Consider the following 18,051-nt stretch of genomic DNA (forward strand, 5'->3'; position numbering starts at 1 on the left):
AGCCGGTTGCGGTCCAGCGGAAACACACCATTGAGGAACGTATCCCACTGCTGAACGGTCAGAGTCCGGTCCTGACCATCGACCAGGCTCAGTTCATTGTCCAGACCCGCATGAGAAGTGCCCGTGCTCGTAAAAAGCGCCGCAATGGTTGCCACCATCGCGACCAGCACCCGACTGAATGCCTTCATGTTCTCCCTAGCTATATCGCCGGTAGCCCGAAGGCTCACCGTTTGTGGTCGGCGTCCCGGCCCCCGCAGACCGTATCGCCCCGCAAGACCCACATGTGACGCGGATTAGAAACCCCACACGTTGCTCTTACGTAATGCTCATCGTTGACACGAGGAACATAACGGGAGCCCACTGGGGCGGCAACGCAAGCACATATCGGCGGGGCTGCATACGATCGCTCGATCAAAATTTGCTGGAAACCGGCTGGGAGTTTGGGTACCACGCCACGACGCTGCGATTTGAGTCACGCGGCAATGCTGTGACGTCGTTCGCCTCGATAACAAACTGAGGTCAGGACCACACCGCAGGCCACACCTTTCCGGGCCTTACAGGCCATTCACCTATTCATTGGTGGTGCGGCGGAATGTTGTTCCTCAACCAGCTGTCGCGGTCGGCATCGTCGTCCGGCGAAGCGGTGTCGCGTTCGTCCGGGGCGATGTCCGGGAGGGCGTCCCCGAAAATCTTGTTAACTGCGTGGCGGGACATTTTGTTCGCTTCAGCCATCGTCCATTCCCTTTGTGACGAAGATCACAACTCATCCTAGTCGGCGCTACAACTACCGTTAACCTGCTCTTAACCAGCAGCGTCGCTCGTTGTGGCGCCCGTCTGAAACAAGAAACGGCGGCCGTTGGCCGCCGTTTCTTTGTTCGTCAGATCTCCAAACTTGATAGCTGGCCTATGACCTGGGCGGCCAGTGGCCCGAGGGTCGCCATACCGTCGCGGACCGCGGCGCGGGACCCGGCGATGTTCACCACCAACGTGCTGCCGGAGACGCCGCACAGGCCGCGGGAGAGCCCCGCATCCGGGATCCCGGCCGAAAGCCCCGATGCCCGCAGCGCTTCGGCGATACCGAGCAGCTCGCGGTCGAGGATGTCGAGAGTGGCCTCCGGCGTCACATCGCGCGGCGTCACCCCCGTCCCGCCCACCGACACCACCAGATCGACGCCGCCGATCACTGCGGTGTTCAACGCGTTACGGATCTCGACCTCGTCAGCGGCCACGACCACGACTCCGTCGACGACGAAACCGGCCTCGCCCAACAATTCCGTGACCAACGGACCGCTGTGGTCTTCCTCGCCATGTGCGGTGCGATCGTCCACCACGACGACGAGCGCCCGGCCCACCAACTCCCCTGGTTGTTCCATGCCTGCAACCGTATATCCGGCGGCAGACAACGGTGTAGCCAGACGGAGAGTGGGGATCCTGTCGGGCCCGGTCACCGTGCTCACTGCTCGGCCCTGCCCAGAGTCACCTCGACGGTCTGCGGCTTGCCGCCCTGGTCAAGGAAGGTCAACGTGACCTTGTCACCAGGAGCCTTCGACCGCACCGCCGCCACCAGCGCGTCGGCGCTGCCTATCACCCGGTCGTCGACCTTGGTGACCACCACGCCGCTGGGCAGACCGGCCGCCGCTGCGGCCCCGCCGTTGGTGACCTCGACGATCTTGGCGCCGTCACTGGTCTTGTCATTGGCCACCTGCACGCCCAGCGAGGCATGGGAGGCCGTGCCGTTCTGGATCAGCTCGTCGGCGATGCGCTTGGCCTGGTCCACCGGGATCGCGAAGCCCAGTCCGATCGAGCCGCTCTGCGCCTGAGCCGAATCCCCGCCCATGGTGGCGATCGCCGAGTTGATCCCGACCAGTTCGCCGTTCATGTTGACCAGCGCCCCGCCGGAGTTGCCGGGGTTGATCGCGGCGTCGGTCTGGATGGCGTCGAGCACGGTGTTCTGGTTGCGGGTGTCGCCGCCGGCGGCGACCGGACGGTTCAACGCGCTGATGATGCCGGTGGTGACGGTGCCCTCCAGCCCCAGTGGCGACCCGATCGCGACGACATCCTGGCCCACCCGCAGGTTGGCCGACGAGCCAAGGCTGATGGGGGTGAGACCTGAGACGTCCTGCGCCCGCACGACGGCGATGTCACTGCTGGGATCGGTGCCGACGACGGTGAACGGCTTGGTGGTTCCGTCGGAGAACGTCACTTTGGTCTGGGCGCCGGTCGGGGCGGCCCCGCCGGGGATCGGCGCCGGCCCGGGCCCGCCCGGCTTGGCGGCCTGCACGACGTGGTTGTTGGTCAGGATGAGGCCGTCGGCGGTGAGGATGATGCCCGACCCCTCCTCCGAAGCGCGGCCGAGATCGGTCTCGAGCTTGACCACACTCGGCACCACCTTGGCCGCCACCTGCTCCACCGAGCCGGGGGGCAATGCGGCGGCAGGGACGGTCGGCGCGGCGCCGAAGCCCTGGGTGCCCAGGCGCGGGTGGTCGTCGTGCACGACCGTCGCGACACCGCCGCCGATGCCCGCCGACACCACGGCCACGGCGAGCGCGCCGGCGGCCAAGCCTGCTCTGGAGCGCTTCTTGGCCGGGACGGGCTGCGGGCTGGCCGGAATCCGGTACGGGTCATACGGCGCGCGGTACGCCTGCTGCTGGGTCTGATGCTGCTGCGTCTGGTGCGTCTGCGTCTGGTGCTGCTGGGTCTGGTGTGTCGAGTGCTGCTGAGTCTGCTGCGGCTGCTGACGTGCGTAGCGCCAGTCGTATGGCTGTTGCTGGTATGGATCAGGACGCGCACCGGCGTATCCGGGGGCAACGCCGCCGGGATGCTGCTCCGGCTGCTGGGGGTACCTCGGGTGGTTCGTCATTGTGCTGCGTGCTCTTCTCTTGTAAAAGGTCCGCCGGCCGCTGACGCCGGCCCGGTCCGACCCGTTTGTCCAACCCTCGTATCTCTCACTCCGTCAAACGAAGCTGTGCTCACTCAGGTTGCCCAGATGGGCTGAGAATCCACTTAGAGATTTCCGATCCATCCATGACTGGTCCCCCGACCGATTTAACTGTCTCACCTTTTCTCCGCGCCGACAGCGTGCCCATTGCCCATCTGAGGCATATGTGCCGCATCGCCATTGGGTATCGGCTGCCCAGGCAACACCATGTGGAACGACGCCCCCGGCGGTGTGCCCCCCGGCACGGTCTCGTCAATCCGCAGTGCGCCACCGTGTTTGAGCACCACCTGCTGGACGATAGCCAATCCGAGGCCGGATCCCGGCATCGCCCTCGCGGCATCCGAGCGGTAGAAGCGCTCGAACACCAACCCGCGTTCGTGCGGCGGGATGCCTGGCCCGTGGTCCGACACCACCAGTTCGGCATGTGTCGGGTCGATCTGATGCAACCGCACGCCAACCTGTCCCCCGGCCGGACTCCACTTGGCCGCGTTGTCGAGCAGGTTGAGCACGGCACGGCCCAGCCCGGGCGCGTCGCCGAACACCTGCCAGCCATCGACATCGACATCGAATTCGATGTCGTTGCGGCGGCGTCGGACCCGTTCGAGGCTGCGGTCGACGACCTCGGACATGTCGACGGGCTCCGGCGTGATGCCGCCGGCGTCGTCGCGGGTGAGGTCGACGAGGTCGCCGACCAGAGTGGAGAGCTCTTCGATCTGGGCGATCACATCCTGCTGCAGCCCGATCATCTCGTCCTTGGGCAGCGGCGGCGCCCCGGGCGCCTGTGAGGCCATCAGCAGTTCGACGTTGGTGCGCAGCGAGGTCAGCGGCGTTCGAAGCTCGTGCCCGGCGTCCGAGACCAGCCTGGACTGTCGTTCCCTCGATTCGGCCAGCGCCCGGAGCATCATGTTGAACGCCTCGGTGAGCCGGGCCAGCTCGTCGCTGCCGATCACCGGGATGGGCCGCAGGTCGTCGGTGCGGGCCACCCGCTCGGCGGCCTCGGTGAGTCTGCCCACCGGTCTGAGCCCGGCCCGGGCCACCGCACCACCGGCCATGGCGGCCACCGCCACTCCGACGCCGCCGACGATGAGCAGCACCGTGCCCAGCCGTCTGAGCACTTGGACAGTGGGTGCCAGGCTCTTGGAGATCAGTAGCGAGCTGCCGTTGGCCAGGTGCACCGCGAGCACCCGCTGGTGGTTGGCGGTGCGCAGCGACATCAGTAGCTCGCCGGAGATGACGTCTTTCTCGGGCTTGCCCAATGGCAGCATCTGGCCCTGCTGGTTGGCCGTGTAGATGGATCGGCCCGGGATCACCAGCATCGCGTTGACGTCGGAGTAGGCCGTGCCCTCGATCGCCTTGCCGGGGTCGGCGGCCAGCGATCCGCTCTCGATGAGCAGCCGGGCGCGACTGTGCAGCTGGTTGTCGAGATCGTCGTACAGCGCGCGTGAGACGACGGCGTAGACGGCGACGGCCATCAGGACCACCACCATGGCCACCATCGACATCGCGAGCATCATCACGCGCCAGCGCAATGACAGCGAGCTGGTGTTGCGGAGGTTGGTGGCGGTTCGCCACGTGTTCACGACGGCGGGCCGTTCAGGGTTCGCGTCGGTGGGCCGTCCAGGGTTCGGGGTGAGCGCCATCAAATCAGGGGGGCGTTTCGCGCAGCACGTAACCGACGCCGCGCACGGTATGGATCAACCGAGGCTCGCCTTCGGCCTCGGTCTTGCGGCGCAGGTAGCCGATGTACACCTCGAGGGCGTTGCCGGAGGTGGGGAAATCGAAACCCCACACCTCTTCGAGGATGCGGCTACGGGTCAGCACCCGCCGCGGGTTGGCGATGAGCATTTCCAGTAGCGAGAACTCGGTGCGGGTCAGGCTGATCTGACGCTCACCGCGGGTCACCTCGCGGGTCACCGGGTCCAGCGTCAGGTCCGAGAAAGACATCTTCTGGGAATCGGTGCCGTCGTCGTTGACGGTCCGGCGCAGCAACGCCCGCATCCGGGCCAGCAGCTCCTCGAGCGCAAACGGTTTGGGCAGGTAGTCATCCGCTCCGGCGTCCAGCCCGGCGACCCGCTCGGAGACCGAGTCGCGGGCCGTCAGGACCAGGATCGGCAGATCGTCACCGGTGCTGCGTAGCTGCCGGCACACCTCCAGGCCGTCCAGCCGCGGCATCATCACATCAAGAACCACAGCGTCAGGCCGGTCATTGGAAATCGCTTCGAGTGCTTCGACCCCATCTTGGGCGAGCTCGACCGAATAACCATTGAATGAAAGCGACCGGCGCAGGGATTCGCGCACAGCGCGATCGTCGTCAACGACAAGTATGCGCACACGCCCAGTTTCAACCCGCTGTCTGAGAGAGGGCTGAGAGGCGCGCCGCAAATTCACCGAGGGTTTTGCGGGGCTCAAATGACCCTGAGCACGACAAAAAGCGCTATCACGAGTGATAGCGCTTTTTGAAGAAGTGTCCTGGGGGTCTAGCGCTTGTCGAGGTCGACAAGGCCCAGACGGGCGGCCTTGAGCAGACGGCGCGGCACCTTGTGCTGCTGACCGGCGACATTGACGCCGACGAGACCGGTGGCCTCGGCCTTCCACTGCGCGCGCCGGCTACGGGTGTTCGCGCGCGACATTCTGCGCTTGGGCACAGCCATGACGTGCATCTCCTTGCTTTGGGGGTTGCCGCGCGCATCGCAGCGGCAGACGACTGCCCTACAGAGTAGCGGTTGACCTGCGTCGGCTCCAAAACGGTCCGGCCCGGGGTTACAAAACGCCGCCTGATTCTGTCCCTGGATGCAATCTGGTTGCGTGGCCGGGGTCACCCCTTGACGTGGGACCGGCGGTACCCGCTAACCTACCGGTTGGTTGGGTGTCCCTTACGGCGTTGACGGGAGTACGTGTGCCACCAGTAGTACGGATCGGCAACTGTTCGGGTTTCTACGGTGACCGGCTCTCCGCGATGCACGACATGCTCGCCGGTGGCGAACTGGATTATCTGACCGGGGATTATCTCGCCGAACTGACCATGCTGATTCTGGCCCGCGACCGGGCCGAGAACCCCGACCGCGGTTACGCCAAGACCTTTCTGATCCAGCTTGAGCAGTCACTCGGGCTGGCACGGGAGAAGGGCGTGAAGATCGTGGCCAACGCCGGCGGGCTGAACCCCGCGGGCCTGGCCGCCGCAGTGCGGGCCCTGGCGGAGCGCCTCGGTCTCGACGTCAACGTCGCCCATGTCGAGGGTGACGATCTGGTAGCCCGGGCTTCCGAGCTCGGCTTGGGATCTCCACCGGCGGGCAGGAGCGAAGCGACCGGGGGATCAATTCTGGCGGCCAACGCCTATCTGGGCGCGTGGGGCATCGTCGACTGCCTGAATTCGGGTGCCGACGTTGTCGTCACCGGCCGCGTGACGGACGCTTCGGTGATCGTCGGTCCCGCGGCGGCGCACTTCGGCTGGTCGCGCACCGACTACGACGCACTGGCCGGCGCCGTGGCCGCCGGTCACGTGATCGAGTGCGGCACGCAGGCCACCGGCGGCAACTACTCATTCTTCGCGGAGGTCCCGGACCTGGCCCGACCCGGCTTCCCGATCGCAGAGATCTCCGCAGACGGCTCCTCGGTGATCACCAAACACCAGGGCACGGGCGGGCAGGTCAGTGTCGGCACCGTCACCGCACAACTGCTGTATGAGATCACCGGTGCCAGGTATGCCAATCCCGATGTGACGCTGCGGGTGGACTCGCTGCGGTTGTCCCAGGACGGTCCCGATGGCACAGACCGGGTTCGGATATCCAACGTGACGGGCGAGGCCCCGCCGCCGACACTGAAGGTGTCGTGCAACAGCATCGGCGGGTTCCGCAACGCCGCGACCTTCGTGTTGACGGGTCTCGACATCGAGGCCAAGGCCGAGCTGGTGCGCAGCCAGCTGGAGGCCGGCCTGAAAGTCCGCCCGGCCGAACTGGATTGGACGCTGGCCCGCACCGACCATCCCGATGCCGAAACTGAGGAGACCGCCAGTGCGCTGCTGCACTGTGTGGTCCGCGATCCCGATCCCAACGTCGTCGGACGCCAATTCTCTTCGGCGGGTGTGGAACTCGCCCTGGCCAGCTATCCGGGCTTCACCACCACCGCACCGCCGGGGGACGGTCAGGTCTACGGCGTGTTCGTACCCGGCTACGTCGACGCCACCGAAGTGCCACACGTCGCGGTGCACGCCGACGGCACCCGGATCGACATCTCCCCCGCCACCGATACCCTGGAACTGTCACCGGTTTCCGATCCGGACCTGCCCGAGCCACTTCCTGCGGGGCCCACTCGCCGGGCACCGTTGGGCACCATCGCCGGCGCCCGCAGCGGCGACAAGGGCGGCTCGGCCAATGTCGGGGTGTGGGTGCGTGACGACGAGCAGTGGCGCTGGCTGGCCCACACGCTGACCGTCGACAAGCTTCGTGAATTACTGCCCGAGGCAGCCGATCTGCCGGTCACCCGGCACCTGCTGCCGAACCTGCGGGCCGTCAACTTTGTGATCGAAGGCATTCTCGGCCAGGGCGTCGCGTATCAAGCCCGTTTCGATCCGCAGGCCAAGGGGCTGGGCGAATGGTTGCGCAGCCGTCATCTCGACATCCCGGAGGAACTTGTCAAGTGAGCATCTGGACTTCGCCCGAGCGTGAGGCACTGCGCAAGACCGTGCGCAGTTTCGCCGAGCGCGAAGTGCTGCCCCACGCAGCCGAGTGGGAGCGCACCGGTGAGCTGCCGCGCGAGCTGCACCGCAAGGCCGGCGAGGCCGGTCTGCTCGGCGCCAATTTCCCCGAGTCGGCCGGCGGTGGCGGCGGCGACGGGGCCGACGCCGTGATCATCTGCGAGGAAATGCATTACGCGGGTGCACCCGGCGGTGTGTTCGCGTCGCTGTTCACCTGCGGTATCGCAGTGCCGCACATGATCGCCTCCGGCGATGAGCGGCTCATCGAGACCTATGTGAAGCCCACGCTGCGCGGAGATCTCATCGGATCGCTGGCCATCACCGAACCCGGTGGCGGCTCCGACGTCGGACACCTCACCACCCGCGCAGTTCGAGCCGGCGATGACTACATCCTCAACGGCGCCAAGACCTACATCACCTCCGGCGTCCGCGCCGACTACGTCGTCACCGCATCGCGTACCGGCGGTCCCGGTGCGGCCGGCGTCTCCCTGATCGTGGTGGACAAGGGTGCCCCGGGTTTTGAGGTCAGCCGCAAGCTCGACAAAATGGGTTGGCGCTCAAGCGATACCGCCGAGCTGTCCTACACCGATGTGCGCGTTCCGGTGGCCAACCTGATCGGCGCGGAGAACTCCGGCTTCTTCCAGATCGCGGCCGCGTTCGTGTCGGAGCGGGTGGGCCTGGCCGTGCAGGCCTACGCAAGTGCGCAGCGCTGCCTGGACCTGACCGTCGAATGGTGCCGCAACCGTGAAACCTTCGGAAAGCCACTGATTTCCCGGCAGTCGGTGCAGAACACTCTCGCCGAGATGGCCCGGCGGATCGACGTGGCCCGGGTGTACACGCGCCATGTCGTGGAGCGGCAGCTCGCGGGTGAGCAGGGGTTGATCACCGAGGTGTGCTTCGCCAAGAACACCGCTGTGGAAACCGGCGAGTGGGTGGCCAACCAGGCCGTGCAGCTGTTCGGCGGAATGGGCTACATGGCCGAATCCGAGGTCGAGCGCCAATACCGCGACATGCGCATCCTGGGTATCGGCGGTGGAACCACCGAGATCCTGACCTCGCTGGCCGCAAAGACATTGGGGTTCCAGTCATGACCACTCTGAAATCGACCATCGACCCGGGCTCCACCGCATTCGCCGAGGCCGCCGAGGTGATGACCACCAAGCTGGCCGAGCTCGACACCGAGCACGCCAAGGCCCTGGCCGGCGGCGGGCCCAAGTATGTGGACCGCCACCATGGCCGCGGCAAGCTCACCGCCCGCGAGCGGGTCGAGCTGCTGCTGGATCCCGACGCACCGTTTCTGGAGCTGAGCCCGCTGGCGGCGTGGGGCAGCGATTTCACCGTGGGTGCCAGCGTCGTCTGCGGTATCGGCGCCGTCGAAGGCGTCGAATGCCTGATCGTCGCCAACGATCCGACCGTCAAGGGTGGCACCAGTAACCCGTGGACGCTCAAGAAGATCCTGCGCGCCAACCAGATCGCGATGGAGAACCGGCTGCCGGTGGTCTCCCTCGTGGAGTCGGGCGGCGCCGATCTGCCGACGCAGAAGGAGATCTTCATCCCGGGCGGGCAGATGTTCCGCGACCTGACCCGGCTCTCAGCTGCAGGCATCCCGACCATCGCGCTGGTGTTCGGCAATTCGACCGCCGGCGGCGCGTACGTGCCGGGCATGTCCGATCACGTGGTGATGATCAAGGAACGCTCCAAGGTGTTCCTGGCCGGGCCGCCGCTGGTCAAGATGGCCACCGGCGAGGAGTCCGACGACGAGTCGCTGGGCGGGGCCGAGATGCATGCCCGCACTTCGGGTCTCGGCGACTACCTGGCCAATGACGAGCTCGACGCGATCCGGATCGGGCGGCGCATCGTGGCCCGGCTGAACTGGCGCAAGAAGGGACCTGCTCCCGCACCGGTGGTCGAGCCCCTGTTCGACCCCGAGGAGCTCATCGGCATCGTGCCCGCCGATCTGCGAATCCCGTTCGACCCACGCGATGTGATCGCCCGCATCGTCGACGGCTCGGATTTCGACGAGTTCAAACCGCTGTACGGGTCGTCGCTGGTGACGGGATGGGCCACGCTGTACGGCTACCCGGTCGGGATCCTGGCCAATGCCCGCGGCGTGCTGTTCAGTGAGGAATCGCAGAAGGCCACCCAGTTCATCCAGCTGGCGAACCGGTCCGACACCCCGCTTCTGTTCCTGCACAACACCACCGGCTACATGGTGGGTAAGCAGTACGAAGAGGGCGGCATGATCAAGCACGGCTCGATGATGATCAATGCGGTGTCCAACTCGACGGTGCCGCACATCTCGCTGCTCATCGGCGCCTCCTACGGCGCAGGCCACTACGGCATGTGCGGGCGGGCCTATGACCCCCGCTTCCTGTTCGCCTGGCCGTCGTCGAAGTCCGCGGTGATGGGCGGCGCCCAGCTGGCGGGTGTGCTCTCGATCGTCAGCCGTGCCGCGGCCGAGGCCCGGGGCCAGGCGGTCGATGAGGCCGCCGACGCCGCACTGCGCGCTGCCGTGGAGGCGCAGATCGAAGCCGAGTCGCTGCCGATGTTCCTGTCCGGCCGGTTATACGACGACGGGGTGATCGACCCCCGCGACACTCGCACCGTGCTGGGAATGTGCTTGTCCGCCATCGCCAATGGCCCGATCGAGGGGACGTCGAACTTCGGCGTCTTCAGGATGTGAGCACCGTCATGACCTCCAAATCCCGCGTCGAAACTGAGCTTATGAGCGAGATTTCGACGATTCTTCGACCACAAGCTCAGGTTCGGTGACAATGATTACCAAGGTTCTGGTTGCCAACCGCGGCGAGATCGCCCGCCGGGTGTTCTCCACTTGCCGCCGCCTGGGCCTCGGCACGGTCGCGGTGTACACCGACCCGGACGCCGCGTCCCCGCATGTCGCCGAGGCGGATGCCCGTGTGCGGCTGGAGGGCAACAACGGCTACCTCGATTCCGCGCAGATCATCGCTGCTGCCAAGGCGTCCGGGGCCGACGCGATCCATCCCGGCTACGGATTCCTCTCGGAGAATTCCGATTTCGCGGCCGCGGTGCTGGCCGCCGGCCTGACCTGGATCGGTCCACCGGTGAACGCCGTGCAGGCCATGGGCTCCAAGATCGAGGCCAAGAAGATGATGGCCGCAGCAGGCGTTCCCGTATTGACCGAGCTCGACCCGTCGACCGTGACAGCCGATCAGCTGCCGGTGCTGGTAAAGGCATCGGCCGGTGGCGGCGGCCGCGGTATGCGCGTGGTCCGCGAACTGGCGGATCTACCAAGCGAAGTCGCCGCCGCCCAACGCGAGGCGCAGTCGGCGTTCGGCGATCCGACGGTGTTCTGCGAGCGCTACCTGGCCGCCGGTCACCACGTCGAGGTGCAGGTGCTGGCCGATCAGCACGGCACGGTCTGGGCGGTCGGCGAGCGTGAGTGCTCGATTCAGCGTCGTCATCAGAAGGTCATCGAGGAGGCGCCGTCACCTCTGGTGGAGCGCACCCCGGGGATGCGGGAGAAGTTGTTCGACGCAGCGCGGCTGGCCGCCGGGGCCATCGGCTACGCCGGCGCGGGCACGGTCGAGTTCATGGCCGACGAGCGCGGTGATTTCTTCTTCCTGGAGATGAATACCCGCCTGCAGGTGGAGCATCCGGTCACCGAGGCCACCACCGGGCTCGATCTGGTCGAGCTGCAGATCGCGGTAGCCGATGGCGTCCGGCTCGATGCCGAGCCGCCGGCGTCCCGCGGTTCGTCAATTGAGGCCCGCCTCTATGCCGAGGATCCGGCCAAAGGCTGGCAACCACAGGCGGGCACCGTGCACCGGTTCGAGGTTCCGGGGCAGGTGCGCGTCGACACCGGTATCGAGGACGGCTCGGTCGTGTCGATCTTCTACGACCCCATGCTCGCCAAGGTCATCTCGTTTGCACCGACGCGCCGGCAGGCCGCGACGGTGCTCGCCGACGCATTGGCGCGCACCCGGATTCACGGCCTGCGCACCAACCGCGATCTGCTGGTCAATGTGCTGCGGCATCCGGCGTTCCTCGACGGGGCCACCGACACGGCGTTCTTCGACACGCATGGGCTCGACGCGTTGGCCGCACCGCTGGCCGATGCAGGCGTGGTGACCCTCTCGGCAATCGCGGCCGCGTTGGCCGCTGCCGCCCACAACCGCAGCAGCGCAAAGGTTTTCGCCGCCGCACCCAGCGGTTGGCGCAATCTGGCCTCGGGCTACCAGGCACGGAACTACCGCGATGCCGCGGGTGACGACGTCCCCGTGCGCTACCGGTTCACTCGCACCGGTGTCGAGCTGCCCGACGATGACGGGGTTTCCCTCGTGTCCGCGACCCCGGATCGGGTGGTGCTCGCCGTGAACGGTGTCGACCGCTCGTTCGACGTGGCCCGGTACGGCGATCAGGTTTTCGTCGACTCCCCGCTGGGCCCCGTGCAGCTCACCGCACAACCCCGATTCCCGGATCCGGACGACGCGGTGGCCCACGGATCACTGCTGGCGCCGATGCCCGGTTCGGTGGTGCGCGTCGGTGCTGCCGTCGGCGACAACGTCACCGCCGGGCAGCCGCTGATCTGGCTGGAAGCCATGAAGATGGAGCACACCATCGCCGCCCCCGAGGACGGCGTTCTCGCAGAACTCAATGTCGCCGCGGGCCAGCAGGTCGAGGTCGGCGCCGTACTTGCTCGCGTAGAGACCCCAGAACCAGAAGGAGAATGACCATGAGCTTCATCGAGACCGAGGAACAGAAGGCCCTGCGCCAGGCGGTGGCCGCGATGGCCGCCAACTACGGGCAGGACTACTACCTGGAGAAGGCCCGCTCCGGCCAGCACACCACCGAATTGTGGAACGAGGCAGGGAAACTCGGATTCATCGGGGTCAACCTGCCCGAGGAGTACGGCGGTGGTGGCGCCGGCATGTACGAGCTGTCCATGGTGATGGAAGAGATGTCGGCGGCCGGCTCGGCGCTGCTGATGATGGTCGTCTCCCCCGCGATCAACGGCACGATCATCTCGAAGTTCGGCACCGAGGAACAGAAGAAGCGCTGGATCCCCGGTATCGCCGACGGGTCGATCACCATGGCCTTCGCGATCACCGAGCCGGACGCGGGCTCCAACAGCCACCGCATCACCACCACCGCCCGAAAAGACGGTAGCGACTGGATCCTCAAGGGTCAGAAGACATTCATCTCCGGTATCGACCAGGCGCAGGCTGTGCTCGTCGTCGGCCGAACCGAGGATCACAAGACCGGAAACCTCAAGCCGGCGCTGTTCGTCATCCCGACCGACACCCCGGGCCTGAGCTGGACCAAGATCGAGATGGAGATCATCAGCCCGGAGAGCCAGTTCCAGGTGTTCCTCGACGACGTCCGGCTGCCCGCCGATGCGCTGGTGGGTTCGGAAGACGCCGCGATCGCGCAGCTGTTCGCCGGGCTGAACCCCGAACGCATCATGGGTGCGGCCAGCGCGGTGGGTGTAGGCCGGTTCGCCATCAACAAGGCGGTCGACTATGTGAAGACCCGCCAGGTATGGAAAGTCCCAGTAGGTGCACATCAAGGTATCTCGCACCCCCTGGCGCAGAACCACATCGAGGTGGAGCTGGCCAAGCTGATGATGCAGAAGGCCGCGACACTGTACGACGCCGGCGACGACTTCGGTGCGGCCGAGGCAGCCAACATGGCCAAGTACGCCGCCGGTGAGGCATCGGTGCGGGCGGTCGATCAGGCCGTGCAGTCCCTCGGTGGCAACGGTCTGACCAAGGAGTACGGCATCGCTGCCGCGGTAACGGCTTCCAAGCTCGCCCGCATCGCGCCCGTGAGCCGGGAGATGATCCTGAACTTCGTGGCGCAGACCTCGCTGGGCCTGCCCCGCTCATACTGACGGGCCGTACTGACGATGACATCCTTGGTGCACTACACGGTCGACGGCAACGTCGCCCGGCTGACACTGGACTCCCCGCACAACCGCAACGCGCTGTCCACGGCACTGGTCGAGCAGTTGCTCCAGGGCTTCTCCGACGCTGCCGCCGAACCGGGAGTTCGCGTGGTGGTGCTCGGACACACGGGCGGAACCTTCTGCGCCGGGGCCGATCTGAGCGAGGCCGCCGGCCAGGACCCCGGGGACGTCGCGGTGGATCGGGCACGGGAGATGACCAAGCTGCTGCGGGCCATCCTGGAGTTGCCGGTTCCGGTGATCGGCGCGATCGACGGGCATGTGCGGGCCGGCGGGATGGGACTCGTCGGCGCGTGCGATCTCGTCGTCGCCGGGCCGCAGAGCACGTTCGCACTCACCGAAGCACGTATCGGCGTTGCTCCGTCGATCATTTCGCTGACCCTGTTGCCGAAGTTGTCGCCGCGGGCGGCAGGACGCTACTTCGTCACCGGTGAGAAGTTCGGTGCTGCCGAGGCCGCCGAGATCGGGCTGATCACGCAGTCCGCCGACGACGTCGAGGACGCGGTGGCCGCCCTGGCGGGTGAGATCGCGAAGGGTTCGCCGCAGGGGCTGGCGACATCGAAGTCGCTGACGACTGCGTCGATCCTGCGCGGGTTCGATCGGGATGCGGAAGACCTGACCCGCCTGTCCGCGCAACTGTTCGTCTCCGACGAGGCCCGTGAAGGCATGATGGCGTTCCTGCAGAAGCGCCCGCCAAGCTGGGTGACCGGCTGAGATTCAGGACTCCGGCCAGAGTTCGACGCGGATGAGCACGCGGGTTTGCGCCGCCCGCGTGAGGTCATCAGCGTCGAACTGCCCGAGTGCACTCCGCCGCACGTGGTGAAACCGTGCATCGCGCGGCCTGGCCGCCAGGAAACTCTCGATTACCGCCGTGTTGGCCACGCCGGTCGACGCCTCGGCATACCCGCCGAAACGCTTCCGCTGCAACAACACCGTCACATCGGCACCGCCACGTAGGTTCTTCCACCAGGCGTTGTCGATGCCCGTGAGACACACGACGACAGCGCCGTCAGCGACATAGCTGATCGGGATCTCGTAACGCCTGCCGGTCCGACGGCCCGTCACGGTGAGGATCATCATCGAGCCGCTCAGACAGCGGTGCGCCGGGGACCGCAGCACGGCCTTGACCAGTGGGGTGACGGCCCTGACTGCCAGTCTCAAATACGCGGGTGGAGCGGAACTTTCCCTCATCCTCTGCGGATTACCTGCTCTGGGTAGTGATGCCGTTGAGCAATCTCTCAAGGGCGGCAATCGAATCCCGGCTCTCTCGCTCGGGATCCGCGGACCGGGCGACGGTCATCGCGGCCTCGCACATCGCTCCGTGGATGAGGTGCGCCAGCGGTTCGACGCGTTGCTTCGGAAGGTGCCCGTCGGTGATGACCTGGGTCAGACCCAGCCGTAGCAGCGACGTGACGTGCTCGTCTTCGAGGTCACGCATGGCCGCCCAGCCCAAGACCGCGGGCCCATCGATCAACGTTATGCGTTGCACCCCGGGATCCAGCACGGCGTCGAAGAACCCGCGGCACCCCCGCAAGAACCGCTGCCAGCTGTCCTTGGCACCCCGCGCCGCGTGCGTCACCGCCTCACCGATCGCGCGCTGCTCGTTTTCGAAGACCGCGGCGAAGAGCCCACGTTTCCCCTCGAAATGGTGGTAGAGCGCGCCTTTGGTCATGCCGGCGCGCTCCGCGACGTTGTCGACGAAGGTGTTGTCGTAACCATCGGCGGCGAACAAATCGCGTGCCACCACCAGGATCTGGTCGATGGTTGCGCGCGTGCGTTCGGCCTGGGTGCGCGGTCCGGGCATGTCGCCAATCTACACGATTCATACTTGAAGTACATACTTCACGTATGTTAATACTCGAGGTATGCAAGTTCGACGTCACGTCTGCCCGCTCTGCGAGGCGGGGTGCGGGCTTGAGAGCAGCGTGGAGGCCGGTGAGGTCATCGCCATCCGGGCCAACCGCGATCACGTCTTGAGCCGTGGCCACCTGTGCCCGAAAGCGATCGGCCTCAAAGAACTTCACTCAGATGCCGACCGATTGCGCACTCCCCTGGTGCGCGCACGAGATGGTCGACTCGAACCCGCATCATGGGACGATGCCTTCGCGGTGATCGATCGGCGCCTCACCTCGATCATCGATCGTCACGGCCCGGATGCGGTGGCGGTGTATCTGGGCAACCCGGTCGCGCACGATTTCGCGACCACGCTGTACGCAAGTGCGTTGATGCGGATCCTGGGGTCCCGCAATGTCTACACGGCCAACACCGTCGACGCGATGCCGAAGTTCGTCTCCTGCCAGCTGATGTTCGGCGGGATGTACACCGTCCCGCTTCCCGACATCGACCGCTGCTCGTATCTGCTGGTACTGGGCGCCAACCCGCTGGTCTCCAACGGGAGCCTGTTGACCGCGCCGGGGATGCGTGCCCGCCTCCGCGCATTGCGGCGACGCGGAGGACGGCTGATCGTCGTTGATCCGAATCGAACGCAGACCGCACAGGAGGCGGACGAGCACTTCGCCGTTCATCCCGGCGCCGACGCCCTCCTCCTGATGGGCCTGATACAGGTGCTGGCCGGTGAGGACCTGATCAATCTCGGGCGGCTCGGGCCGTACGTTGCCGGGGTCGAGACCGTCACCGCACTGGCGCACGACTTCGCACCCGAAGTCGTTGCACCGCACTGCGGAATCGCCGCCGAGGCGATCCGCCGCATCGCACGCGACCTGGCAGCGGCACCGACGGCCGCCGTGTACGGCCGCACCGGTACCTGTACTCAGCGGTTCGGCACGGTGACGAGTTGGCTGATCGATGTGCTCAACATCCTCACCGGCAATCTCGACCGGCCCGGAGGAGCCATGTTCGCCCGTCCGGCAGCCGATCTGCGACTGTTGAACGACCGGCCGGCCACCGCAATCGGGCGGTGGCACAGCCGGGTCCGGCAGGCACCCGAGACACTGGGCGAACTCCCGCTGGCCTGCCTTGCCGAGGAGATCGACACACCGGGATCGGGACAGGTGAAGGCCCTCATCACCGTGGCCGGCAATCCGGCGCGGTCCGCTCCCGACAGCGCGCGTCTGATTGCCGCGTTCGACCAGCTCGACCTGATGGTCAGCCTGGATCTGTATCGCAACGAGACCTCGGCACACGCCGACGTCATCCTGCCTGCGCCCTCACCACTGACGAAGCCTCATCACGATCTGTTCTTCGGCCACTTCGCAATCCGCAACACCGCGACCTTCTCACCACCGGTACTACCACCCGAACCGGACGCCCGGTCCGACTGGCAATCCTTACTGCGGCTGATCGGAATCGTTGCACGGCAAGGCACCTCGGCCGACCTCGACGCGATCGACGATATGGTTGCCGGGTCGCTGGCCTCGGCCCTCGGTAGCGCGTCGGATACCGTACCTGCTTCGTCGCGTGGGCCCGAACGTCTCCTGGACCTACTGCTGCGCGCCGGCCCCTATCGCGACGATGGTGAGCCGCTGACCGTTGCGCGCCTGCGTGAGTATCCCGACGGGCTGGATTTCGGCCCCCTCACTCCGCAACTGCCCGACGTGCTGAACACCCCATCCGGGCTCATCGAGTTGGCCCCGGACCCGTTGGTAGAGGACGTCGCCCGGTTGCGTTCCACCCTTCACGCGCCGCACTCGAACGGCATGGTGCTGATCGGCCGGCGTCATCTGCGCTCCAACAACTCGTGGATGCACAACTTGCCGACGTTGGCCAAGGGTCCAGACCGATGCACGCTCCACGTCCATCCCGCCGATGTCACACGATTGCGCCTCGGTCCGTATGCGAGGGTGACGTCGCGTACGGGCGTGATCGACGTCCCGGTGGAGGTCACCGACACCGTCAGCCCTGGTGTGGTCTCCCTTCCCCACGGCTGGGGACACGACGAACCCGACGCATCGGTGCGCCTGGCCGCGCAACGTCCGGGCGTCAACAGCAATGTCCTGGCCGACAGCACGGAACTCGATCCGCTGTCCGGAACCGCGGTGCTCAACGGCATTCCGGTACGGATCTGCACCGCACCGATGAGAGGAGAGTTCGATGAGCACTGACCAGGCAGACGCACCGGCAGACTCGGCAATCGAGGCGTTCGTCGCGGGCTGGACACGATTCTGGGCGGCACCAGGGGACGCGAGTGGGGTCCACGATCTCGTCACCGACGACGTAGTCCTGCACTGGCCGGGAGGTACCGAACCGTATCGCGGACGTGATGCGTACGCAGGCCAACTGGCTGCCGCGGTGCACCTGATTCCGGATCTGACGTTGTCTGTGGTCGACTTTGCTCATCGCGGCAGTGTTCTCCTGCTCGCGTGGCAAGGCCGCGGCACGATCGGCGGGGAGCTGCGTCGGTGGCCAGGCGTCGACCGCTTCCGGCTGAGCGGATTCCGAAGCGCCGAAACCACTGTCGTATTCGATACCCGGGCCGTACTGCCCAGCTGACCGACCATCATTGACCAAGGAGGCTTT

16 protein-coding genes and 1 pseudogene are annotated in these 18,051 nt (G+C 66.4%); 8 read left to right on the forward strand and 9 right to left on the reverse strand.

The genetic code is table 11. The annotated features are described in order from the left end of the window. From QQ25_RS25295 to rpmF, 7 genes and pseudogenes are all read right to left on the reverse strand, one after another. Positions 1-188: pseudogene (locus tag QQ25_RS25295) on the reverse strand (MspA family porin); the annotation flags it as partial. A gap of 385 nt (positions 189-573) precedes the next feature. Next, positions 574-732, reverse strand: a complete 159-nt coding sequence (locus tag QQ25_RS31140) for a hypothetical protein (protein WP_169748651.1) — start codon at positions 730-732, stop codon at positions 574-576. 146 nt (positions 733-878) lie between these two features. Next, entirely contained in the window at positions 879-1,373 is a 495-nt protein-coding gene (locus QQ25_RS25300; RefSeq protein ID WP_039324636.1) for a MogA/MoaB family molybdenum cofactor biosynthesis protein, read from the reverse strand. An 80-nt stretch (positions 1,374-1,453) separates the two neighbouring features. After that, on the reverse strand, positions 1,454-2,860 hold the full coding sequence (locus tag QQ25_RS25305) for a S1C family serine protease (RefSeq protein WP_039381827.1): 1,407 nt from the start codon (positions 2,858-2,860) through the stop codon (positions 1,454-1,456). A gap of 194 nt (positions 2,861-3,054) precedes the next feature. Beyond that, positions 3,055-4,578: a HAMP domain-containing sensor histidine kinase gene (locus tag QQ25_RS25310; RefSeq protein ID WP_234711979.1), complete on the reverse strand. Its 1,524-nt coding sequence runs from the start codon at positions 4,576-4,578 to the stop codon at positions 3,055-3,057. Positions 4,579-4,582: 4 nt separating this feature from the next. Further along, positions 4,583-5,269, reverse strand: a complete 687-nt coding sequence (locus tag QQ25_RS25315) for a response regulator transcription factor (protein ID WP_039381828.1) — start codon at positions 5,267-5,269, stop codon at positions 4,583-4,585. A 146-nt stretch (positions 5,270-5,415) separates the two neighbouring features. Further along, positions 5,416-5,589: a 50S ribosomal protein L32 gene (gene rpmF, locus QQ25_RS25320; RefSeq protein ID WP_003885704.1), complete on the reverse strand. Its 174-nt coding sequence runs from the start codon at positions 5,587-5,589 to the stop codon at positions 5,416-5,418. 245 nt (positions 5,590-5,834) lie between these two features. Between rpmF and QQ25_RS25325 the strand changes: the two genes are divergently transcribed. The 6 genes from QQ25_RS25325 (at position 5,835) to QQ25_RS25350 (ending at position 14,289) form a co-directional block, all read left to right on the forward strand. Further along, entirely contained in the window at positions 5,835-7,577 is a 1,743-nt protein-coding gene (locus tag QQ25_RS25325; protein WP_039381831.1) for an acyclic terpene utilization AtuA family protein, read from the forward strand. Beyond that, positions 7,574-8,722 (forward strand): acyl-CoA dehydrogenase family protein, encoded by a 1,149-nt coding sequence (locus QQ25_RS25330; RefSeq protein ID WP_039381832.1) that lies wholly within the window; start codon positions 7,574-7,576, stop codon positions 8,720-8,722. Before QQ25_RS25325 ends, QQ25_RS25330 begins: the two co-directional genes overlap by 4 nt. Beyond that, the gene (locus tag QQ25_RS25335; protein WP_039381833.1) at positions 8,719-10,314 is read left to right on the forward strand and encodes an acyl-CoA carboxylase subunit beta; all 1,596 of its coding nucleotides are present in this window, start codon (positions 8,719-8,721) and stop codon (positions 10,312-10,314) included. The genes QQ25_RS25330 and QQ25_RS25335 overlap by 4 nt, the downstream gene beginning before the upstream one ends. 91 nt (positions 10,315-10,405) lie before the next feature. Next, entirely contained in the window at positions 10,406-12,343 is a 1,938-nt protein-coding gene (locus tag QQ25_RS25340; RefSeq protein ID WP_039381835.1) for an ATP-binding protein, read from the forward strand. A 2-nt stretch (positions 12,344-12,345) separates the two neighbouring features. Then, a complete protein-coding gene (locus QQ25_RS25345) occupies positions 12,346-13,503 on the forward strand; it encodes an acyl-CoA dehydrogenase family protein (protein WP_039381842.1) in 1,158 nt (385 codons plus the stop codon). A 15-nt stretch (positions 13,504-13,518) separates the two neighbouring features. Continuing rightward, positions 13,519-14,289: an enoyl-CoA hydratase family protein gene (locus QQ25_RS25350; protein WP_039381844.1), complete on the forward strand. Its 771-nt coding sequence runs from the start codon at positions 13,519-13,521 to the stop codon at positions 14,287-14,289. A 3-nt stretch (positions 14,290-14,292) separates the two neighbouring features. Here QQ25_RS25350 and QQ25_RS25355 read toward each other — a convergent pair whose 3' ends face one another. Together QQ25_RS25355 and QQ25_RS25360 are read right to left on the reverse strand one after the other, a co-directional pair. Further along, complete coding sequence (locus QQ25_RS25355; protein WP_110812358.1) at positions 14,293-14,766, reverse strand: nitroreductase/quinone reductase family protein; 474 nt, start codon at positions 14,764-14,766, stop codon at positions 14,293-14,295. Positions 14,767-14,776: 10 nt separating this feature from the next. Continuing rightward, positions 14,777-15,379: a TetR/AcrR family transcriptional regulator gene (locus QQ25_RS25360; RefSeq protein WP_039381848.1), complete on the reverse strand. Its 603-nt coding sequence runs from the start codon at positions 15,377-15,379 to the stop codon at positions 14,777-14,779. Between the two features lie 61 nt (positions 15,380-15,440). Here QQ25_RS25360 and QQ25_RS25365 point away from each other — a divergent pair, with 61 nt between their 5' ends. Both QQ25_RS25365 and QQ25_RS29845 read left to right on the forward strand, forming a co-directional pair. Further along, positions 15,441-17,636 carry a molybdopterin-dependent oxidoreductase gene (locus tag QQ25_RS25365; RefSeq protein ID WP_082017682.1) on the forward strand — a complete coding sequence of 732 codons (2,196 nt, stop codon included), beginning with the start codon at positions 15,441-15,443 and terminating at the stop codon, positions 17,634-17,636. Then, entirely contained in the window at positions 17,626-18,024 is a 399-nt protein-coding gene (locus QQ25_RS29845; RefSeq protein ID WP_052236070.1) for a nuclear transport factor 2 family protein, read from the forward strand. Before QQ25_RS25365 ends, QQ25_RS29845 begins: the two co-directional genes overlap by 11 nt. The last annotated feature ends 27 nt before the right edge of the window (positions 18,025-18,051 follow it).

The organism is Mycolicibacterium setense (assembly GCF_000805385.1).
In the GTDB taxonomy this organism is placed as follows: Bacteria; Actinomycetota; Actinomycetes; order Mycobacteriales; family Mycobacteriaceae; genus Mycobacterium; species Mycobacterium setense.